Here is an 18,386-nt window from a genome sequence, read left to right on the forward strand (position 1 = left end):
ACGTCTACGGCACGCGGATGGAATACCGCTGGAAGTTCTAGCGGGGAAGCCATTTCGGATTTCCCCTCGCTCCGGGAGGGTCGGCCGCAGGAAGCGGCCGGGGAGGGTGGTGAAACCACGCATGCACCATCCTTTTCTAACACAATGAATCCCACCCAGAGTCGAGGTAGCGATACAAAATTTTGGCTCCCCTCTCCCCCAAAGACTGGCGAGCCCGAGCGAGTCAGTCTTTGGGGGAGAGGGGCTGGGGGTGAGGGGGGGGCTCACGAGCTCCGAATTTCGGTAACTGTCATCGCGATTCGGTCGCGCACCGCCTTCGGATCTCGAAGTACTTCATAACCCGGAAACCTTAAGACCTTGTATCCAAGTTGCATGAGATACTGATCTCTCGCTCGATCTGAAGCCAGACCAGCATCAGTAAAGTGATGCTCACCATCGACTTCCACGACCAACTTCAAAGCGATGCAGCAGAAGTCTACGGTATACGGTTCAATCACAACTTCGCGGCGAAACTTCTCGCCACAGCAACGACGATTTCTAACCATCTGCCAAACATCACTCGCGAACTCATTTGCGGTTGAGCGTTGATCGCGCGCGAACTTAGTGGCTTCAGCGTTTCGGGTTCGCCTTCGTCGTTTTGCCACTGCTAATCCCCTCACCCCCAGCCCCTCTCCCCCAATAAAGCCGACTTAGAGTTACTCACCTTGACGCATCGCTGCGTCCAGCGTCACATCGACTAAATTGCTTTGGCAACCACGGCTTTATTGGGGGAGAGGGGGGCCACGGACTTGTGCGGGTGCCACCAATGGGGAGGTGAATTCTGATTTACCCTCCCGTGTGCGGGAGGGTCGGTCGCAGGATGCGTCCGGGGAGGGTGGTGACTTCTTGCTTGCACGGTTCAACACAAACACAACGAGCCCCACCGGTGAGACGGCTGCCGCCGACTCTGACCTCCCCAAAGGGGAGATGAATTCAGCACCAACGCGTGGCGTCTAGCAACTCATTGGCCTTCGGTGGCCAGTTTACGAAAGTAGGCTTCGATGGCTTCGCGGTAATGTGTGGGCAAGTCGCGGCTGATCTGCTGTAGCGCCTCGTTGCGTTCTGCGGGCGGCAGGTTTCCCCATCCGTCTCGATCTTTGATCTTCTTTCGATCGACATCGCCATTGCCGCTGGCGCCACCCGCTTGGCTGTCGGCCATCGGGGCACCTTGGCCACCCTGACCTCCTTGGCCACCACTGGATTGTTGTTGCTGTTGCTGCTGTTGTTGTTGCTCTTCGATCTTCTCGATCAGCTTCGTCAACTTGTCGATGATCTCTTGCTCACGCTTCTCGACTTGTTCATCGCTGCGGCCCAAATCCAAGCGGCGAGTCACATCAGTCATGATCCGCGAGATCTCGTCGAGCGAATCTTCTTTGAGTGGTTTGATGTCCGACACCATCATCGTCGCGGTTCGCGAGAATCGGATCGGGCAATCGTCTTCGTTTTCGAGCAGACGCCGCAAATCGGCCAACGCTTCCTTTTTCATCAGCAGCGCGTGGTAGCAAGCACCGCGATAAAACAGTACCGCAGCAGGATCGATCGATTCGGTCGGATCGACTTCAGCAATCACCGGCAGCGCTTCGTCATAAAGTCGATTGCGAACCAATTCACGGCCCAACCATGTGCGAACACTCATCCGCATCGTTTTGGGCAACGATTCAATTTCGCCGTAGGTGGGAGTGTTCGGGTCGATGCTGGCACTTGCCGCAGCGAGGCTTCGCTGAGTCGAACTCACCAAATTTTCTACCGTCGGTGCAATACCTCGAATCACCGCGACGAAGGCGTCGAGCGAATCGGCGTCATTTTTTTCGATTGCCGAGACAAATTCGTCCGAGGCTTGATCCATCCGATCGGGAACGATCCCGAGTTCGTCCAACGACGATCGCAGCATCTGCGACATCTCGTCGACATTGTAGGCCTGCCAACTTGCTCGACGCTCCAACGCATCCGCACCGATCACCATCGAAGCGAAAATCGCCATCGAACCCCAGACAAAAAATGCGATCAGCCAGCGGTAAACCGCATGGTGGTTTGACTCGGACACTTCCACCGCCGACGGTCTATGCTGGGCAGACGCGGTTTGATGAAGGGCTCTTTGAGAAGCGTTGGTGTAACCCACAGACAACCTCGCAGTTTTATTGATTGCGTTTGAGCACCAAGTCACGAGTGATTTGATACAACCGATTCTGACGTTCCGACAAGTCTTGAAGCAAGGGCAATGTCTCTTCTGCCGTTGATTCCTTTGATTCTAACAACCCCGAGTAACGGGATGTCGTTGTTTTTATCCGCGTTTCCATCGTACGGATCAATTTTAATTCGGCCAGTGCTTCGACGAGGGGTTGCTCCTGCTTTCCCCCCTGCTGAGGCTGGCCCTGCTGTTGCTGCTTCTTCTTTTCCAGATCCCGCTGCGCCTTCTGAGTGGCGGCAATCATCTCCTCAAGAGCCGCTAATATGTCTTGCTGGATCCCTTGTGTGACTGCATCTATCTTAGTCTCACCGAGCCGCTCGGCCACATGCGTCGTATCGAGGCGAATTTGTGAAACCACTTCGGGGAACGCGACACTCGAACCTTCTTCACGTAGTAATAGCATCGCACGGTCCGCTTCGAGCGTGATTTTCTTCTCTTCAAACGCCAAATCGCCCGCTTTGAGATCGGTTTGACGGTTGCGCTGGGATTTCGGGGTCGCCGCCAGTGCAATCGTGTCATCCAATACCTTGGACTGCATCGCAGCCATCCGCCGCAGCCGACTTTCCAGCTTCGCCAGCTCGCGTTGCATCTCTTCTTCACGCAGCTGACGCAAAATCCGCTCGAGTCGATCGATGGCCTCACGCAGGTTGTCCTCGGCTTCTCGCTGCTTCTCTGTCGCGTCGGCGCGTTTGTTTTGCTCAAGCTCCTTTTCTGCTTCCTTCATCTTCTCGATCGCCTTTTGCAACTGCTGCTCGGCTTGTTGCTGAGGGCTCTGTGGCGACGGAGCTTGATCTTGAGGCGAATCCGATGACTCGGGCGGAGAATCGCCACTGGGAGGCGACTGCGATGGATCGCCACTCGGTTTGGAATCCGAGGGCTTGGCGTCGGACGGTTTTGCATCCGAGGGCTTGGGAGATTCAGAATCGCTCGGTTTGTTCTCGGATGGGTCCCCGGATTCGCCAGGCTTTTGATCGCCAGGTTTTTGATCGCTCGGGTCTTGGGGGGCCATGCCGTCCCCTTTTTCCGATTGGGCATCATCGGACTTTGCGTCGCCCGATTCTGGATCCTTTGAATCTTTGGGAGCATCCGACTCCTCACCCGGCTTGGCAGGTTTCTCGTCCCCTTTTTCTTGTTTATCGCTCGCTTTTTCCTGTTTGTCGTCGGATCCGTTGTCGGCTTTTTCGTCGCCTTTTTCCTCTGCCGATGATTCTTCGGCATCTTTCTCGGACAGTTCCGCCTGCAGTGCTTCACTGCGTTTAGTGATCGCTTCCTGTTCGGCTTGGACCTCTTTCAAGTCGGCGCCATTTTCATTCCGCGCCCGTGTGCTTCGCTCGGCACGTTCGACTCGTTTTAGATCTTTGATCAGATTGGCAACCCGCTGTTTTTCATCCCGGATTCGCTTTGAACGATCCTCACTCATCAGCAACTGCAACAATCCTTGCAGTCCATCGGCGGCCCCTTTTTGTTTGTCGACCGCTTCTTGGAACCGTTGGTTTTGCAGCGCCTCGGTGGCGTCACGCAGTTGGCTGAGCACAAATTGGTCACGCGATTGACGCGCCGCCCGACGCAACAACGCAGCTCGTTCGGGATTCTCAGCGGCCTCCATCTCGGCCAGCCGCAGCAACAGTTCTTCCAACCGCTCGTAACGCGACGCCACGCCCGTTTGCCGCTCGGGAAGATTCGCTTCCTGAGCCTTGGCCAATGGAGCTGCAACAAAGCCGCTGAGCAGAAACCCGAGCCCGAAAGTAAAGACGAGGTTTTTAAGAGTCTTTGGTTGAATCATGATTCGATCACTCGGATGTGATATGTAAGGCCCTATTTGAACAGGTCTAACACGCGTTTTTTCTGTTCCGCTTTGGTTTCGTCGAGCAGTTCGTTTTGGTCATCGATCAACTCACGCACCATGTCAAGGATTTCATTATAGCTTTCCAGATCAAGCATCTTTTCCAGCACCGCGGTCAATTGCAGCAAAACATCTTCGGCCGTCTGGACCGCTGCTTTGGTTTTCGCAGACGCATCCTCGGGCTTTTCAATATTCTGTTCAATCGCGCGAATCTGATCCTTCAAACGCTGCAGCGGTCCCGCGACGATGTTTTTCAACGGATCTCGTACCCCGACACCAATGCGTTCGCGACGATCCGCAGAATCAACCCGGTTATTGATCATCTCTTGCAACAAATCGTCCAAAGAGGCGGCAATCCCGGTCAATTCCTCAGTCGTTTTGTTGGTTTGTAATCCCGTTTGCTGGACTCTCAGCAGCCGGACTTGAGCCGCGCGGGTCGAATCCCCCTCGTCACTCTCGTCACTCTCGGCATCCGCAGCGGCGTCAAAACCGCGTCGGCGAAGCAGATCAAGCGTGTCTCGCAAATTCCGCGTCTCGTCGATGGTTTGTTCCAACCGCGTCCGTAGCCCCAATTCACGCCGCTCAAGTAGCGCCAATAGCTTCTCGGGCGTGACAATCTCTAATCGATACAACTCACTGCGGGTGAGGTGCGATTTGCCCAAATCGTATCCGTCACTGGCCTCGGCAAACACATGGATCACTCCGCCGGGAACCAGCTCGGGCATACGCTGTTCGGAAACGAGATCACGCAAATCGATTTCGGTATTTGCGTTTCCGTCCCGGTCCCATTTCAATGCCAAGTCGACCCCGTTGGCTTCGACGGGACTTGTTTCCGCAGCATCGGATTTCGCTTTTCCCTGATTCGCAGCGGCTTCGTCTTCTTTGGCCAACTGCGTTACCGAAACTTCGAGTGACTCAATTCCATAATCGTCTTTCGCGACAACTTCCAACGGAATCTTGGCAATCGCGGTCACAGCGGTGCCGATCCCATTGAGCCGCATCTGCACTTCGGGAGCTTCGTCGGTGACAACCCCCAGAAAATAACGGTAGGGTGATTGCGCCGAGATGCCTTGTTGATCACGCGGCACAATCCGAACGGCGGTCGAGGCGGTGAAGTTGTCGAGCACGATTTGTCCTTGACGACGATCCTTGCTCGGGATCAACTCGACTCGCTCGAATTCGCCCGCATCGTTTCTCAGCACCACATCGGTATCGCCAAGTGGAACGCTGCTGGTCGCTGTCAGCACCACGTCGCTGCCTTCGCGTAACCGTAATCCTGCTTGATAATTCGTTTCCAGATCGAATTCCGACGCCCCTTCGGGACGCAGGTAATCAGGATAACGCACCGAGACGTTCATGCTGGTGATCGCTGGCGGAGCGACCGCTTCGATGCGGAAATCGTCGAGCCGTGCATCCAGCCCTCGCACACTGAGCGAGATCGAATCGCTCAGCCCCGCCAACGGAGGCCCGTCCAAGACAAACGACTGGTAACCGTCGACAACACGTCCAATGCGACGCATGTTGGATTGGCCGCGAGTCCCATCGTCGCTGCGATAATAGACGGTGCAGACCACGGGAACTTCGGCGTCATCGGCTTTGGCGCGAATGCGAAGCGTCCCGCTACTGCCGCGGGGTAGCCGAATCACATGTTCATCAAATTCGACAAGCTCCGGCGCCAAGGCCTCTTCGTCCGTGGCGGTAATGACGGGCAATTCGACGCCGATCATTTCCAGCTTCGCACGACGCGGCCAGGGATCGTTCGACAACAGCGTCAAACGACCGGCGGCGCGACCAAACGCTGCAGGACTGAAGATCAACAACAGCAACGACGCCAGCAACAACGGCGCGACAACCAGCGACTTTCGCACGATCGGTTGCCAAGAAAAAACACGCGACGTATCGACTTCGTCGACTGCCTGAGTCGCTTGCATGTGGACTTGTTTCAACAACTGTTCGGCGTGCGAATCATACACGCGGCCGGATTGATTCAATTGAACCGTGGTCACTAAGCGGCCGCCGAGATGCGGGTGCTGGCGTTCCAACAGTAGAGCCAGGCTGTCGTCAGGCAGCGGTCGCCGCAATCGTCCAATCAGCAACCGAGCCAAAATCACCACTAGGATCACGGCGACTACGATCAACAGGATCAATCGTGCCAGCGGTGGCATTTCGGTGCCGCCCATCAACACCGGACCGTAGTCCAAAGCCAAACCGATCCAAAACGCCGCCAACACCACGGTGGCAATCGCCAACAGTGAATCCACGACCACATACCGACGAATCCGCTGGCGGAGCGAATCGATCAGATGACGAAGTTTCGGATCAAGTGAATGTTGTGTGCCCATCTAAGCCAATCGGTGCAATCGCCGGGTAACCCATTCCATCGTCAACATGGTCGCAATCAGCCACATCAACACGATGTTCCGGCGACGGTTAAAATCGATGTCCGGTGTCCCCGGCAGTACGGTGGTTTGAGGTTGCGGTTTTAAGAGCGAAGTCAGCGAACCCGCAAGCGATTGCAGATCCGTTTGTTCGCCCATCGGTGAATAAGTGCCGCCAGTCATATCGGCAAGTTGTTTCAGTTCATCATCGTTACGTCGAGGACGTTCAAGTTCGACCGTCGGCAAGCGGACTTGCACGCTTTGACGCAGCACTTGTTCTTCGAGTGCATCGCCCAGCGTCAGTCGTAATTCGTAACTGCCAGCCTCACGCACGACGAAGCGGCCGCCGTAGGTCCCCGGTCGCGGTTCGCCCTTGAGCGGCAACAGCTTGATGTCGTCGATGCGACCACTTGGGGCCAACAACTTTGCACTCACCTCGGGCACATTCAACGGCTCGAATTGGTCGTCGGTCAAAATCGCACGCACCGTGATCGTCTCGCCCACCATCACTCGCGACGAGTCGACCAGCAACACGCCTCGAGTGCTGTCACGCATCAATCGTCCCTCGCTGACCCAGCGGACCAGCTTGGTGTAGTAGCTGTCGAAATAGGCGTCGCTCTCGCCGCGAAGTCGCCACATTTCACCGCTGCCTTGGAAATAAACCCGCCCGGCACCGTAAAAATGAGACGCTAAGTAAACCGGTTTCGTGCCACCGATCTCAGTCGTCGGATCCGAGAAATTGGCGTAAACCTTGGCTCCTGGCTTCGCACTTTTGACACCGACAAAATCGTAGACGCCACCAAATTGTTCCCAGACATCAAAGCTTTCAGCAGGGTCTTCGGCAACCCACAAAAACTCAGCACGACGGGCTTCGGGGGTAAAGTCCAACGGCCACGGATTGTCGCCCCCTTGGCGACCGCCGCTCAGCAGTGCACCACGAGTCGACAGATTTACAGGAAAGAAACCCGAGATCCGGCTAACACGAGGGTCCGTCCGTAATCGAGTCCACTGCGGGTGGTAAACCGGGCCCGCAACGATGATCAAACCGCCCGCTTGTTGGCTGATCCAACGATCCATCAAATCGAGTGATTCGGCCGAGATCGCGGTCCAATCAGGATCGAACACCATAATCGTGTCGTACTGGAAAAGATCTTCGGGCCGCGAAGGAAACTCTTGCAACACTTGGTCGGCATCCTGGCTCATCCCCGGACGACCGGTTTGCAACCAAACATCAAGCTCGATCGATTTGTCGCGAAACAATAAGTTGCGAACAAAGCGGTATTCGCGAGTAGGACCGCCGGCAATCGCCAGCACGCGAAGCTTCTTGGCGACAACTTCGTACCGTGCGTCACGAGCATCGTCGCGTTTGTTTTGATCTTCCTTCGGAGCGACAACGCGGACGGCTAAACGGCGACGGCCCACTGAGTCCGGTTCCATTTCGAAACGGATCGCCGACAACGTACCGTCGCTGGCCACTTTGACTTTTTTGCTGTCGATGACCTCGCCCAAATTCGCGGTCGGATCCGACTGGTTGGTCTCCGCTGCATCGTCGTCCAGCTTGTCGAGCAACTGCACGTCAACTTCGAGTTCTTTCGGGCCACTGGCTTGCAACATCGCTGTGATCGCAAACTTGTCACCGGGATAAACGCGGCGTGGCGCATCGAGATCCACCACACGGACGTTCGTCGGGGCACTGCTGCTTCCCAAGCCGACCGGGAACACCGCGACTTCGCTTCGCGTTGCCGTGGCGATTGCAGCGGTCAAACCGACTCCGCCGTTGTTCTGGCCATCGGTTAACACGACCACTCCTGCCAGCGTCGACGGATCATGATCGGCCAGCACGCTGCGAAGCGCGTCACCGATCCGGCTTTGGGCTCCGGTCGCTGCGAGCTCTTTGGCCCAATCCGATACACGAAGCGGTTTCGTGGTCTCATTTGCGGGGGTTTCGTTTTCCAAAACCGGTTCGATCGCACTCGGCTCTACCCCCAGGATTTGCGCCAAACTTCGCTGCGTATTGACGGCGTACACGCTGCCCAGCCCGATGATGCCCAGCGCAAACGCAAACGCGGCCCCGCCCACACACCATCCGACAAGCTCGACGCGGCCCGCCACCCCAAACAGCAGCGACAGCACCGACAACACGATCCCCACTCCGACCAACAACGCGCCGGCGGTCGCCCATTTGGAAACCGGCGGCCGCGTCGGTGCGGATTCCGAATTGTCGGGATTGGTCACTGCGGGCCCGCCCCGTGACTCCAACAATTTGGGTTCACTGGTTTGGTCAAACGAATAAATACTGACGCGATGTTCGGTTTCGAGTTTTTCAAGAAGATTCGATTCGTTCAGCAAACGGGCGGTCCGCTCGGCCCGACTCTCCGTGCTGGCCATCGAACCGACCGGCAGCGACATGCTCTGGCTGGTATCCACCAAAATCGTCACTTCGCTCGGCCGTGTCACCATCCGTTCGGTTCGTCGGTGCAGATCAAAGAAAAAGAAAATCAGCGCAGCGATCGTCATCAACCGCAGTCCGATCAATGTTCGCCGCGTGACGACCGACAACTCGCTTGTGTCACGCCGATACAGTCGAATGCAAACAAATAAGATCGCAGCGATTGCGGCGATCAATAGTGCCCACGACCACCAACCTTCCAACGAAGTCGCTCGGGCGAATTCGTAAACAATGTGCTGCGTGTTGTGAGCGGCGGCGCCAGGGGCCGCATCCACCATCGCTTGGTTCACGTTAGCGTTTGTTGTTACGTTCATCGAGCACCTCGCAACGAAAAGGCTCCGAGATGACTTGCCGGACGTTTTCCGCCACCCAACGCAGTGGATGCGGTGTGATAACTAGCCCAATAGGCCAAAGCTTGCTCGGCCGCCAGCAATAGCCCCAGCAGCCCCAACAAAAACAGGGTCAACGTCGAGCTTCCGGCTGTCTGATTCTCGGCGTTCCATGCTTCGCTACTCAAAAATCGCACATCCACTGGCAACAGGTTTTGTTGAATCACGGCAGGGTCTGCACGCTTTAAATTGCCTTCGCCGCTGCGGATCACCGACGCGACCGGAATGATACTGCGGCGTCCATCGGTTTGCGTAAACGCCCACTCCGAAATCCCCGGTTGCAATAGATCGCTGACGTTTGCTTCGCCCGCAATCACCATCTCCATCGGATCCAGCACCACTTTCGCAAGTGTTTCGGTATTCGCGTCGGTTTCGATCGGCTCGGCAACCATTTCGATGGGAACTCGCGGGGGTTGTTCGGTTGCGGGCAAATACATCACTTGCGGTGCGTATTGATCCAGTGCGATCGTGCGCTCGACCGGTTCGTCGATAAAGCGACGAGTCGGCGGGGCCGCTCCACTCCATAGATCCGCATTGGCTTGTAATAGAAAGACAACAAACGTGGGATCGCCGGGCCAATTGGTCCATTGACCGTCGATCCCACTGAGCACCGTGATCACGCGTCCTCGATCAACATCATGCTGCGTCACAAATGCGTTGCCATCACGACGTTTCAGAACCGTTTTGACGCGTGGCCGATTGGGATCATCCGCGGCCTCGATTCCCGGCGTGTCAAGCGTCCAGGAACGTGATAAACCAATCAGCGACAGCGCGGCGTCGCCTGCCGTTTTCAGCGGAGCGAGCAACTCGGGCGAATCCCCAAACACCACATCCGCAGTCGTGCCCTCGTCGGACTGTGCGACCGGTTTTGATTCGTCCAGCGGCATTGGCAACAATCGTCGACCCTCGGACAGCAGATTACGATTGTAGGAATCCCGTTGGATGTCGTCACCGAGGAACCACAACAACCCGCCGCCACGGCGAACATATCGGTCCAACGCATCGGCGACATTTTCGTTGATCTCGGGAATATTAATCAAATAAACCGCTCGGTAGGCGGCGAATGTTTCCAGCGTCGCGGACCGCAAAAACGAAGGCGGCTGGACATCGGGAATCGCCCCGATACGAACTTGGCTACCCGGATCCAACACCGACGCAACGTGGTAGGCCCCGCGAGCCTCGGGGTCGGCATCGATCACCAGCACTTTTTCGGAATCCGAAAGTGGCAAAGTGCAGCTTCGTTTATTGTCGATCGACAACGCATCCTCGGGTAACGAAACTTCGATCGCATGCACTCCCTGCTCGGCAATGAATACCTGAAACGTCACAGTCACCTCTTCGCCTGCGGGCAAAGATTCGATCACCAACGCGGGCAGCGTTTCGACGCGACCGCTGGTCACCAAGGTCGGATCAGGCTGAGTCACCTCGCTGGGATAGTGATAAACGCGACTATCAAGCGAGACGTTGTTGACGTCGCTAGGGCCGTTGTTGCGGACCTTGGCATTGATCACCACTGGCACGCCTGCGACCCACACATCTTGGGCAGGTGAGACATCGACGACCGAAAGATTGGCGGCATTGCCGGTTGCACAATCGATCATCCGAATCGAAACATCGTCTGCCGAAATCGCACGCATCGCTTCGGCCAACCGCTGAGGTGCCGCCCAATCGCGGTCGCGAAAATCGCTGGCGATGTACAACACCTTTTGATCCGCCGGAGTCGATTGGATCAACTCGGTTGCCAAATCCAAGGCCGGCACCAAATCGGTCAACACCGACGACGCGGATGTCGACATGACTCGGCTGATCAGCCGTGAATCGGACGTCACCGTTTGCGCCGACAAATCGGCTGCCGAATCGCCTGACTCACTACCGCCTCGCAACGTCAACGCCGCCCGACTCGATCGCATCACGGTCAATTGATGATTGCCATCGTCGGTGGCGATTCGCCGCGTTAATTCTTGTAGTGCTTCGAGCGCACGGGCGTAAGCGGAGGTTCCCCCCGACGCATCCCCCATCGAATAGCTGTCGTCTAGAACAACGACGTGGTGCGTTGTGGTTCCTCCCAACACGCCAAGCATCTGTCCGCCCCCGTTCCAACCGCACAGCATCGCAATCAAAACGGCTGCCACAGCCAAGCGAGCCAACAACAGCAGCAACTGTCGCAAGCGAATCCACTTTTTCTGCTTGCGGTAACTCGCGAGCAAAAAATCCATGGCAGCCCATTTTTGTCTTCGATGCCGAAGCATGTTGATCAAATGGACCAACAACGGCACCGCGACAAACAGAAAGCCGATCGTTAATGCGGGGTAGAGAAACAAGGGAAGTTCGAAGTCAGAAGAGTGAAGTGTAAAAAAATACAGGATTCCGCAGCAGCGTCACGTCCCTGCAGGGGCTATCAGTTCAGTCGGGGCTAACGTTTTAGTTTAGGCAGTGATTGTCGCGCGGCCAGGAATTTGGCAAGCACCGCGTCCAGCGGTTCGCTGGTGCGGACTTGCAAATAGTCAATCGACAAACGCCCACACGCTTTCTTGGTGCTCGTCAAAAATTCGTCCAGTGCGGCCAAGTAACCTTCGCGGAGTGCGCGTGGGTTGCAGTTTAAAAAATCTTCGCTTTCGAGACCTTCAAAACGAGTGGCACCGTTAAATTCAAAGTCAATCTCGTGGTCATGTAGCACATGGAACATCGCCACGTCGTGTCCGCGTTGGCGAAGCAGACGCAAACCTTCTAGCAGCGAATCGACACCGAGCAAGTCAGAAATGATCACCACCAAACCGCGACGTGGAAGACCTTGCGAGATTTCTTTGGCCACGGACACCAAGTCGGTGCGTCCATCGGCGCCGACCGAATCGAGCGTAGCCAAAATCCGATTCAATTGTTGTTGATTGCTTTTCGCAGGCACCGTCGCACGCACCTTGGTATCAAAGGTGACGAGCCCCGTAGCATCCTTTTGACGCAAGGCAAGATACGCCAACGACGCAGCAATCGATGCCGAATAATCGAATTTGTTTGATTCTCCATCGCCGTACGCCATGCTGGCCGAACGGTCGACAAGCAGCGTCAGCCGAAGATTCGTTTCCTCTTCGTACTGCTTGATGTGCAGCCGATCTTGACGCGCATACACCTTCCAATCGATGTGACGAATCTCGTCGCCTCGAGTGTATTGGCGGTGCTGCAGGAATTCGATCGATTGTCCAAAGTACGGACTGCGATGCATTCCCGATAAAAATCCTTCGACCACTCGGCGGGCCGTCAACTCGAGTCGACGAATCCGAGCGGTAACCTCAGGACGCAAATATTTTTTGGAATCGGGCATCGCGGGAAAGTTCGTCCTCGGTCGTTGGCGTCGCGGCAATAATTCGCTGGATCACGTCGTCGCTGGTCACTCCGTCACTTTCGGCGGCGAAGTTGACAACCATGCGGTGGCGAAGCACTGGTTTGGCCAAGTATTGGATGTCTTCGATCTGCACATGAAAACGTCCTTCCAAAAGTGCTCGTGCTTTGCCACCAAGGATTAAGAACTGAACCGCCCGTGGGCCAGCCCCCCAACCCACCAATTCGTCAACAAAGTCGGGAACCCCTTCACCGCCGACGCGGGTTTGACGCACCAGCGAAAGTGCGTAGCGGACGACATGGTCGCTGACGGGGACTTGGCGTACCAATTCTTGTAGCCTGAGAATCTCTTCGGCCCCCAATACCGCTTCGACCTTTTCGGCCGCCTTGCCCGTCGTGCGACGCGCAACTTCAAATTCCTCGTCAAAGCTTGGGTACTCGACAAAAACCTTGAACATAAACCGGTCCTGCTGAGCCTCAGGAAGCGGATAGGTTCCCTCTTGTTCGATCGGGTTCTGTGTCGCCAAAACGAAGAACGGATCGGACAACACGTGCCGATTACGCCCGACGGTGACTTGACGCTCCTGCATCGCTTCGAGCAGCGCGGCTTGCGTTTTCGGCGGCGTCCGGTTGATTTCGTCTGCCAAGACCACGTTGGCAAACAACGGACCTTCCATAAAGCGAAAGTCGCGTTTGCCGGTCGAGCGGTCCTCTTCGATGATTTCCGTCCCCGTCACGTCGGCCGGCATCAAGTCGGGCGTGAACTGGATCCGGCTGAACGACAGGTCCAAGGTTTGAGCCAGCGTGCTGATCATCAATGTTTTGGCCAACCCCGGGACGCCCTCGAGCATGCAGTGCCCTCGGCTAAACAGGCAGATCATGATTTCGTCGATGACCGTTTCCTGGCCGACGATGATTTTGCCCAGTTGTTCAATGATTCGCTTGCGAGCTTCATGCAATCGTTTCGAGTCAGCTTCGCTGATCCCGTTCTGATTTGCCGCGGCGTCTGCGGACATGCAACATCCTTACTTCTGGAAGGGGTAGTCAATCATGGAGTGATTTGGCGACGAGGGCCGTCCGCCTCAATTTATGTTAACAGAATACCAAGAATCTCAACTTCAAGCGCCCTGGGAAGCACAAAAGGGCCGCGACATTCAAAATTGACGCCACACAAATTAGAAAATTTGCCTCCACCTCCCCCTTCTGAGTCGCCTGTACGGACGAATTGGGGCGTCCGAGATGGGCTGCTTAGCGTTGATCCCCCCCAGTCCCCAAAGAGGGTGGCAGCGTCCGGTTGCTCGCAAATACCGGACGTTCGTGGACGTCGACGCAGCCCCGCAAAACATCCCATCGACGCCCGGCCGATGCCGCAGCGACCGATGCTGTCGCCGTTCCTGGGCGGCAAGGTTGTCGATGATGATCCCCCGCTGGCCCTATCCCTCATCGGCAACCCACGGGCACACGGGCACACGGGCACACGGGCGCACGGGCGCACGGGCACACGAACGGACTCCGCTCCTTCCGAAAAGTCGCCGACCGCTACTCTCGCCCCAGCGAACTCTCGCCGCAGCGAGATTCTGAACATTGCCGTTGCACTCGATCGCCAGTGGTTAACCGTGGGACGCGACGATGGATTCAGCGAAGATTTCAGCGGCAAAGTCTTTGCCCTGGATTCAAACCAATCTAGCGCCCTTCAGCTGCGGAAGCCTCGATAATCCGTCGCGTGCGTCACTCATTCCTTGCGGTGTTGCAAATTCACAAATGTATTCTAAAAAGTGGTTAGGGAATTACAGGGGACGCATTGGAGGGAGCATTCATAATGCCGAGATTACTTGCCATTGGAGATATCCATGGCTGCTACACGGCACTCGTTACCCTCGAGACGTTTGTCGAGATCACTCCGGAGGACACCATTGTCACATTGGGAGATTACGTCGACCGCGGCCCCGATTCACGTCGCGTGTTGGATTGGTTGATCAGCAAAGATAAAACGCACAAATTGATCCCGCTGCGAGGCAATCACGATTTGATGATGGCCCAAAGCCGCAACGATCAAGATCATTACGATCGCTGGCTCGGCCTCGGCGGTTACGCTGCATTGTGCTCGTACTCTCCCAATGGCAAAGCCGACGCGGGAACGCTGGAAAACGTTCCGCAATCGCATTGGAACTTTCTTAGCAATCGAGTCCTGCCCTATTACGAATCAGACCACTTTATCTTCGTGCATGCCAGCTACGATCCCGATGTGCCGATGAGCGAGCAGGAAAACTACTTTCTGTACTGGGAAAAATTCAGTTATCAACCTCGTCATGCTTCTGGAAAAATTGTCGTATGCGGACACACGTCTCAAAAATCAGGCTATCCCATTCGAACGGACAACGCCATCTGCATCGACACTCGGGCGTACGGCAGCGGATGGCTCAGTTGTCTGGATGTCGAATCGAAACGGCTGTGGCAAGCCAATCAATTCGGCCAGACCCGCAAGTTCTATCTCGATGACGTTTGCTAAACGATCAAAACGATCCTTCGGGTTGTAACGCCCCATTTTTCCTCGAGACGTCCGCTTCGTTTTGGATCGTTTGCGAGCAGCGACATAGGAACCTACGTTTTTTTGTAGACACCAACGTCCGTTGTTGGTGGAGCAAAATGATTCTCAACGGTTCCCTACCATGTCCACTCGCCCTCCCAAAACGTTCTTTTTTGTTAGCTTTGTTGTCTTTAGCTTGGCGATGGCATCGGGATGTGACCTGTTCGGTCCCAAGCAGAACATGCGGGAAACGCTGGCGACCGCCAATGCCGAATGCCCGATTCTTGTGGACGAGTACACGATGCTGCAAAAAGTCGTGGTCGATCCCACCGTTGACTCCGTCGATTTCTGGTACGTGGTCAGCCGCAAAGGAATGAACCAATTTCGTCACGTCGATCGCGAACGAATGCGAGAGGCCGGTATGGCGTTGGCAAAGAAGAACGCCGCCGCGACATCGGCTTCCGAAAACGGCTGGACCGTGCGACACATCTACGAAGACGCGTTCCAAACACCGCTGTTCGCCTTTACCGTCAACAATGACACGCTCGAAAACCGAGCGCCGACCGGCCAGGAGCGAACGAATCCGTTTATGGCCACTCCGGTTTCCAACCCCGGAAACTAAACTGCTCGCACACCGACCGCCCCAACACGCAGCGTTCCAACGGGCAGCGTTCCAACGGGCAGCGTTCCAACATGCCGTGCCATCGACTTTGGGCAGCGTTCGCGGCGCGGGGACTCGTCGGGTTGTAGCGAGTGAAACGTTCCTGATTTACCGGGCGGCTCGCGCCGCACCGCTATTGAAATCACTCCAATCGTGCCTGTACCGATGACGGTGGCGGCTTAACGCCCGTCGGTGTCAAGCTGCGACGTCCATTTCTGAATTGCCTCGTACAGCAAATCTGGCTGGATCGGTTTGGACACGTAATCGTCCATCCCCGCGTCCAGACAGCGTTGGCGGTCTCCTTTCATTGCGTTGGCGGTCATTGCGATGATCGGAATATGCGTGTTGCTGGCTTGCTCTTTTTGCCGAATCAACTCGGTCGCTTCGATGCCATCCAACTCAGGCATTTGCACGTCCATCAAGATCAGGTCGAACGAGCCCTTTTCCCACGCGCTGACCGCTTTTCTGCCATCCTCTGCGATGACAACTTTGTGCCCTTTTCGCTTCAAAAATCCAGTCGCGACTCGCTGATTCACCATGCCATCTTCGGCAAGCAAGATATTCAGCACCGCGGCTTCGGGTAGCCTTTCGGGAATCGCGGTTTCTCGACCGCTTCCATTCTCAGATGCGCTCGGCTCTTGAAAGACACTGAGCATCGTATTGAGCAGTTCGGATTGCACGACGGGTTTGGTCATGTAACGAACGATCCCCAAATCTTGACACTTCTTGGCGTGTCCGGACTGGGCGGCCGAGGACAACATGATAATTTTTGTGCCACGCAAACGCTCGTCGGTTCGCACCTGTTCGGCAAAACCAAAGCCATCCATTTCTGGCATCATGTAATCCAGCAGGACCAGATCAAATGGGTGTTCGGAGGACGCCGCTTGTTTCAGTTCCTTCAGCCCTTGGGTCGCGGCGTCGGTGGAAACCGTTTCCATGTTCCAGCTCTTGAGGACCTCCTCGAAAATTCGCCGGTTGGTGCGATTGTCATCCACGATCAGGACATGCATCGGATGCAGCGACAATTCCTCCACGCGATGTTGTTTTTCCAAATCATCTTGCACGGTCAATTCGATCGTGAAATGGAACGTGGTCCCTTTGCCCACTTCGCTTTCCACCCAAAGTTCACCATTCATCATCGCAACGAGTTGCGAGGAAATGGTTAGCCCCAACCCGGTACCACCAAATTCACGGGTTGTCGATGCATCGGCCTGTCCAAACGCTTCAAAGATCTTTTCCTGCTTTTCCGCTGGAATACCGACCCCGGTATCGATCACGCGGAAGTGCAATTGGACTTTGTTTTCGCAGCATGATTGGCGTGTGACGTCGATCACCACTTCGCCTTGCTCAGTAAACTTGATCGCATTGCCGGCAAGGTTGACAATGATTTGCCGGATCCGGCCGGGATCGCCCAGGAATGTATCGGGCAGATCGGGGTCGATCCGGCAAGCCATCTCCAAGTCTTTCTCCGCAGCCCGAATCGCCAGTGCTTGTCCGGTTTGTTCGATACAGTCACGTAGACTGAATCCAATCTCTTCGAGCTCCAGACGCCCTGCTTCAATTTTCGAAAAGTCAAGAATGTCATTTAGCAACCGCAACAACGAATCTGCTGACTGCTGGATCATGTTCAAATAATCCCGCTGTTCATGACTCAATTGCGAGGTCGCTAACAACTCGCCCATCCCGATGATGCCATTCATCGGCGTGCGGATTTCATGACTCATGTTGGCAAGAAACGAACTTTTGGCCTTGTTCGCATCACGTGCTTCATCGCGAGCAACGGTCAAATCGTGATGCGTTTGCTGTAGCTCGCGGCCCATGCGATTAAAATGCCGCGCCAACTCAGCCACTTCGTCGTTACCTTTAGTGGCCACCGTGGTATCGAGTTCCCCGCGGCCAATCGCAACGGTTGCATCAGTGAGTTGGTCGAGTCGCTTGGACAACGAAATTGCGGTCGCTCCGCCAATCAAAATGGTGGCCAAGGTCGCCAAAGACGAAATCCAAATAATTCGATTTCGCAAGCGATTCACCGGTGCAAACACCACCGATTCGCGGCGTTCGTCCATCGTGATCCAGCCCAACCCTTCAAAGTCCCCGTAACCACGCGAGATCGCAAATGCGGACAAATACCGTTCGCCACTGGCGTTGTCACTGCGGTAATAAACCGCATGGGCGTGGTCCGAGTCGAGCTGCACGTCTTGGAAATAGATCGATCCATCCGATAGCGGCTTAGTCTCTTCGTTGCTGGCACGAATCACGCGTCTGTCGGCCGTAAACAGGACCAATCGTTCATCGGCCCGGTATCGACCGACGCGAGTATCGATCACGCTGAACACCTCTTGGATGTTCATCACCGCTTTCAACACCCCCAACGGTCGACCGCTCTCGTCGTCGACACGCAAGCAGATATCGACCGAGTAAACACCGGCGCTTTCATCACGCATCACGTCGCCGATATAAACGTCGTCCTCGAAGGCACGTTGCCACCACAACTCGTCGTCTTGACGATAATCCGAAGTACGATTGGTTTGAGCTGCATTGACGCCAAACCGGTTGGTGTAAAACACTTCGCCAAAAAT

At 55.6% G+C, this 18,386-nt stretch carries 11 protein-coding genes; 2 read left to right on the forward strand and 9 right to left on the reverse strand.

Features of this window, described 5'->3' with window-relative positions; translation table 11 throughout:
* Nucleotides 1-263 precede the first annotated feature (263 nt).
* The 8 genes from ABX962_RS09460 to ABX962_RS09495 form a co-directional block, all read right to left on the reverse strand.
* Nucleotides 264-659 carry an endonuclease domain-containing protein gene (locus tag ABX962_RS09460; RefSeq protein ID WP_372718794.1) on the reverse strand — a complete coding sequence of 132 codons (396 nt, stop codon included), beginning with the start codon at nt 657-659 and terminating at the stop codon, nt 264-266.
* Between the two features lie 341 nt (nt 660-1,000).
* Nucleotides 1,001-2,083, reverse strand: coding sequence for a hypothetical protein (locus tag ABX962_RS09465; RefSeq protein ID WP_372718796.1), 1,083 nt, complete (start codon nt 2,081-2,083; stop codon nt 1,001-1,003).
* 91 nt (nt 2,084-2,174) lie between these two features.
* Nucleotides 2,175-4,010, reverse strand: a complete 1,836-nt coding sequence (locus tag ABX962_RS09470; protein ID WP_372718797.1) for a hypothetical protein — start codon at nt 4,008-4,010, stop codon at nt 2,175-2,177.
* Between the two features lie 32 nt (nt 4,011-4,042).
* On the reverse strand, nt 4,043-6,412 hold the full coding sequence (locus tag ABX962_RS09475) for a polyketide synthase (protein ID WP_372718799.1): 2,370 nt from the start codon (nt 6,410-6,412) through the stop codon (nt 4,043-4,045).
* Complete coding sequence (locus ABX962_RS09480) at nt 6,413-9,211, reverse strand: VWA domain-containing protein (RefSeq protein ID WP_372718801.1); 2,799 nt, start codon at nt 9,209-9,211, stop codon at nt 6,413-6,415.
* Nucleotides 9,208-11,607 (reverse strand): BatA domain-containing protein, encoded by a 2,400-nt coding sequence (locus tag ABX962_RS09485; protein ID WP_372718803.1) that lies wholly within the window; start codon nt 11,605-11,607, stop codon nt 9,208-9,210. Before ABX962_RS09485 ends, ABX962_RS09480 begins: the two co-directional genes overlap by 4 nt.
* 92 nt (nt 11,608-11,699) lie before the next feature.
* Nucleotides 11,700-12,581: a DUF58 domain-containing protein gene (locus tag ABX962_RS09490; RefSeq protein ID WP_339941394.1), complete on the reverse strand. Its 882-nt coding sequence runs from the start codon at nt 12,579-12,581 to the stop codon at nt 11,700-11,702.
* Nucleotides 12,571-13,635 (reverse strand): AAA family ATPase, encoded by a 1,065-nt coding sequence (locus tag ABX962_RS09495; RefSeq protein ID WP_372718805.1) that lies wholly within the window; start codon nt 13,633-13,635, stop codon nt 12,571-12,573. Before ABX962_RS09495 ends, ABX962_RS09490 begins: the two co-directional genes overlap by 11 nt.
* 803 nt (nt 13,636-14,438) lie before the next feature.
* Between ABX962_RS09495 and ABX962_RS09500 the strand changes: the two genes are divergently transcribed.
* Both ABX962_RS09500 and ABX962_RS09505 read left to right on the forward strand, forming a co-directional pair.
* Complete coding sequence (locus tag ABX962_RS09500) at nt 14,439-15,128, forward strand: metallophosphoesterase family protein (protein ID WP_372718807.1); 690 nt, start codon at nt 14,439-14,441, stop codon at nt 15,126-15,128.
* A gap of 160 nt (nt 15,129-15,288) precedes the next feature.
* The gene (locus ABX962_RS09505; RefSeq protein ID WP_372718809.1) at nt 15,289-15,768 is read left to right on the forward strand and encodes a hypothetical protein; all 480 of its coding nucleotides are present in this window, start codon (nt 15,289-15,291) and stop codon (nt 15,766-15,768) included.
* Nucleotides 15,769-15,986: 218 nt separating this feature from the next.
* Here ABX962_RS09505 and ABX962_RS09510 read toward each other — a convergent pair.
* Nucleotides 15,987-18,386: response regulator (locus ABX962_RS09510; RefSeq protein WP_372718811.1), on the reverse strand; the 2,400-nt coding region annotated here is incomplete at its 5' end.

Source organism: Novipirellula sp., assembly GCF_041583735.1.
Classification (GTDB): Bacteria; Planctomycetota; Planctomycetia; order Pirellulales; family Pirellulaceae; genus Novipirellula.

What these genes read in the sequence shown, in the direction of transcription:
- ABX962_RS09470 (WP_372718797.1), bottom strand. Translation starts at nt 4,010, where the DNA reads ATGATTCAACCAAAGACTCTTAAAAACCTCGTCTTTACTTTCGGGCTC.
- ABX962_RS09475 (WP_372718799.1), bottom strand. Translation starts at nt 6,412, where the DNA reads ATGGGCACACAACATTCACTTGATCCGAAACTTCGTCATCTGATCGAT.
- ABX962_RS09480 (WP_372718801.1), bottom strand. Translation starts at nt 9,211, where the DNA reads ATGAACGTAACAACAAACGCTAACGTGAACCAAGCGATGGTGGATGCG.
- ABX962_RS09495 (WP_372718805.1), bottom strand. Translation starts at nt 13,635, where the DNA reads ATGTCCGCAGACGCCGCGGCAAATCAGAACGGGATCAGCGAAGCTGAC.
- ABX962_RS09500 (WP_372718807.1), top strand. Translation starts at nt 14,439, where the DNA reads ATGCCGAGATTACTTGCCATTGGAGATATCCATGGCTGCTACACGGCA.
- ABX962_RS09505 (WP_372718809.1), top strand. Translation starts at nt 15,289, where the DNA reads ATGTCCACTCGCCCTCCCAAAACGTTCTTTTTTGTTAGCTTTGTTGTC.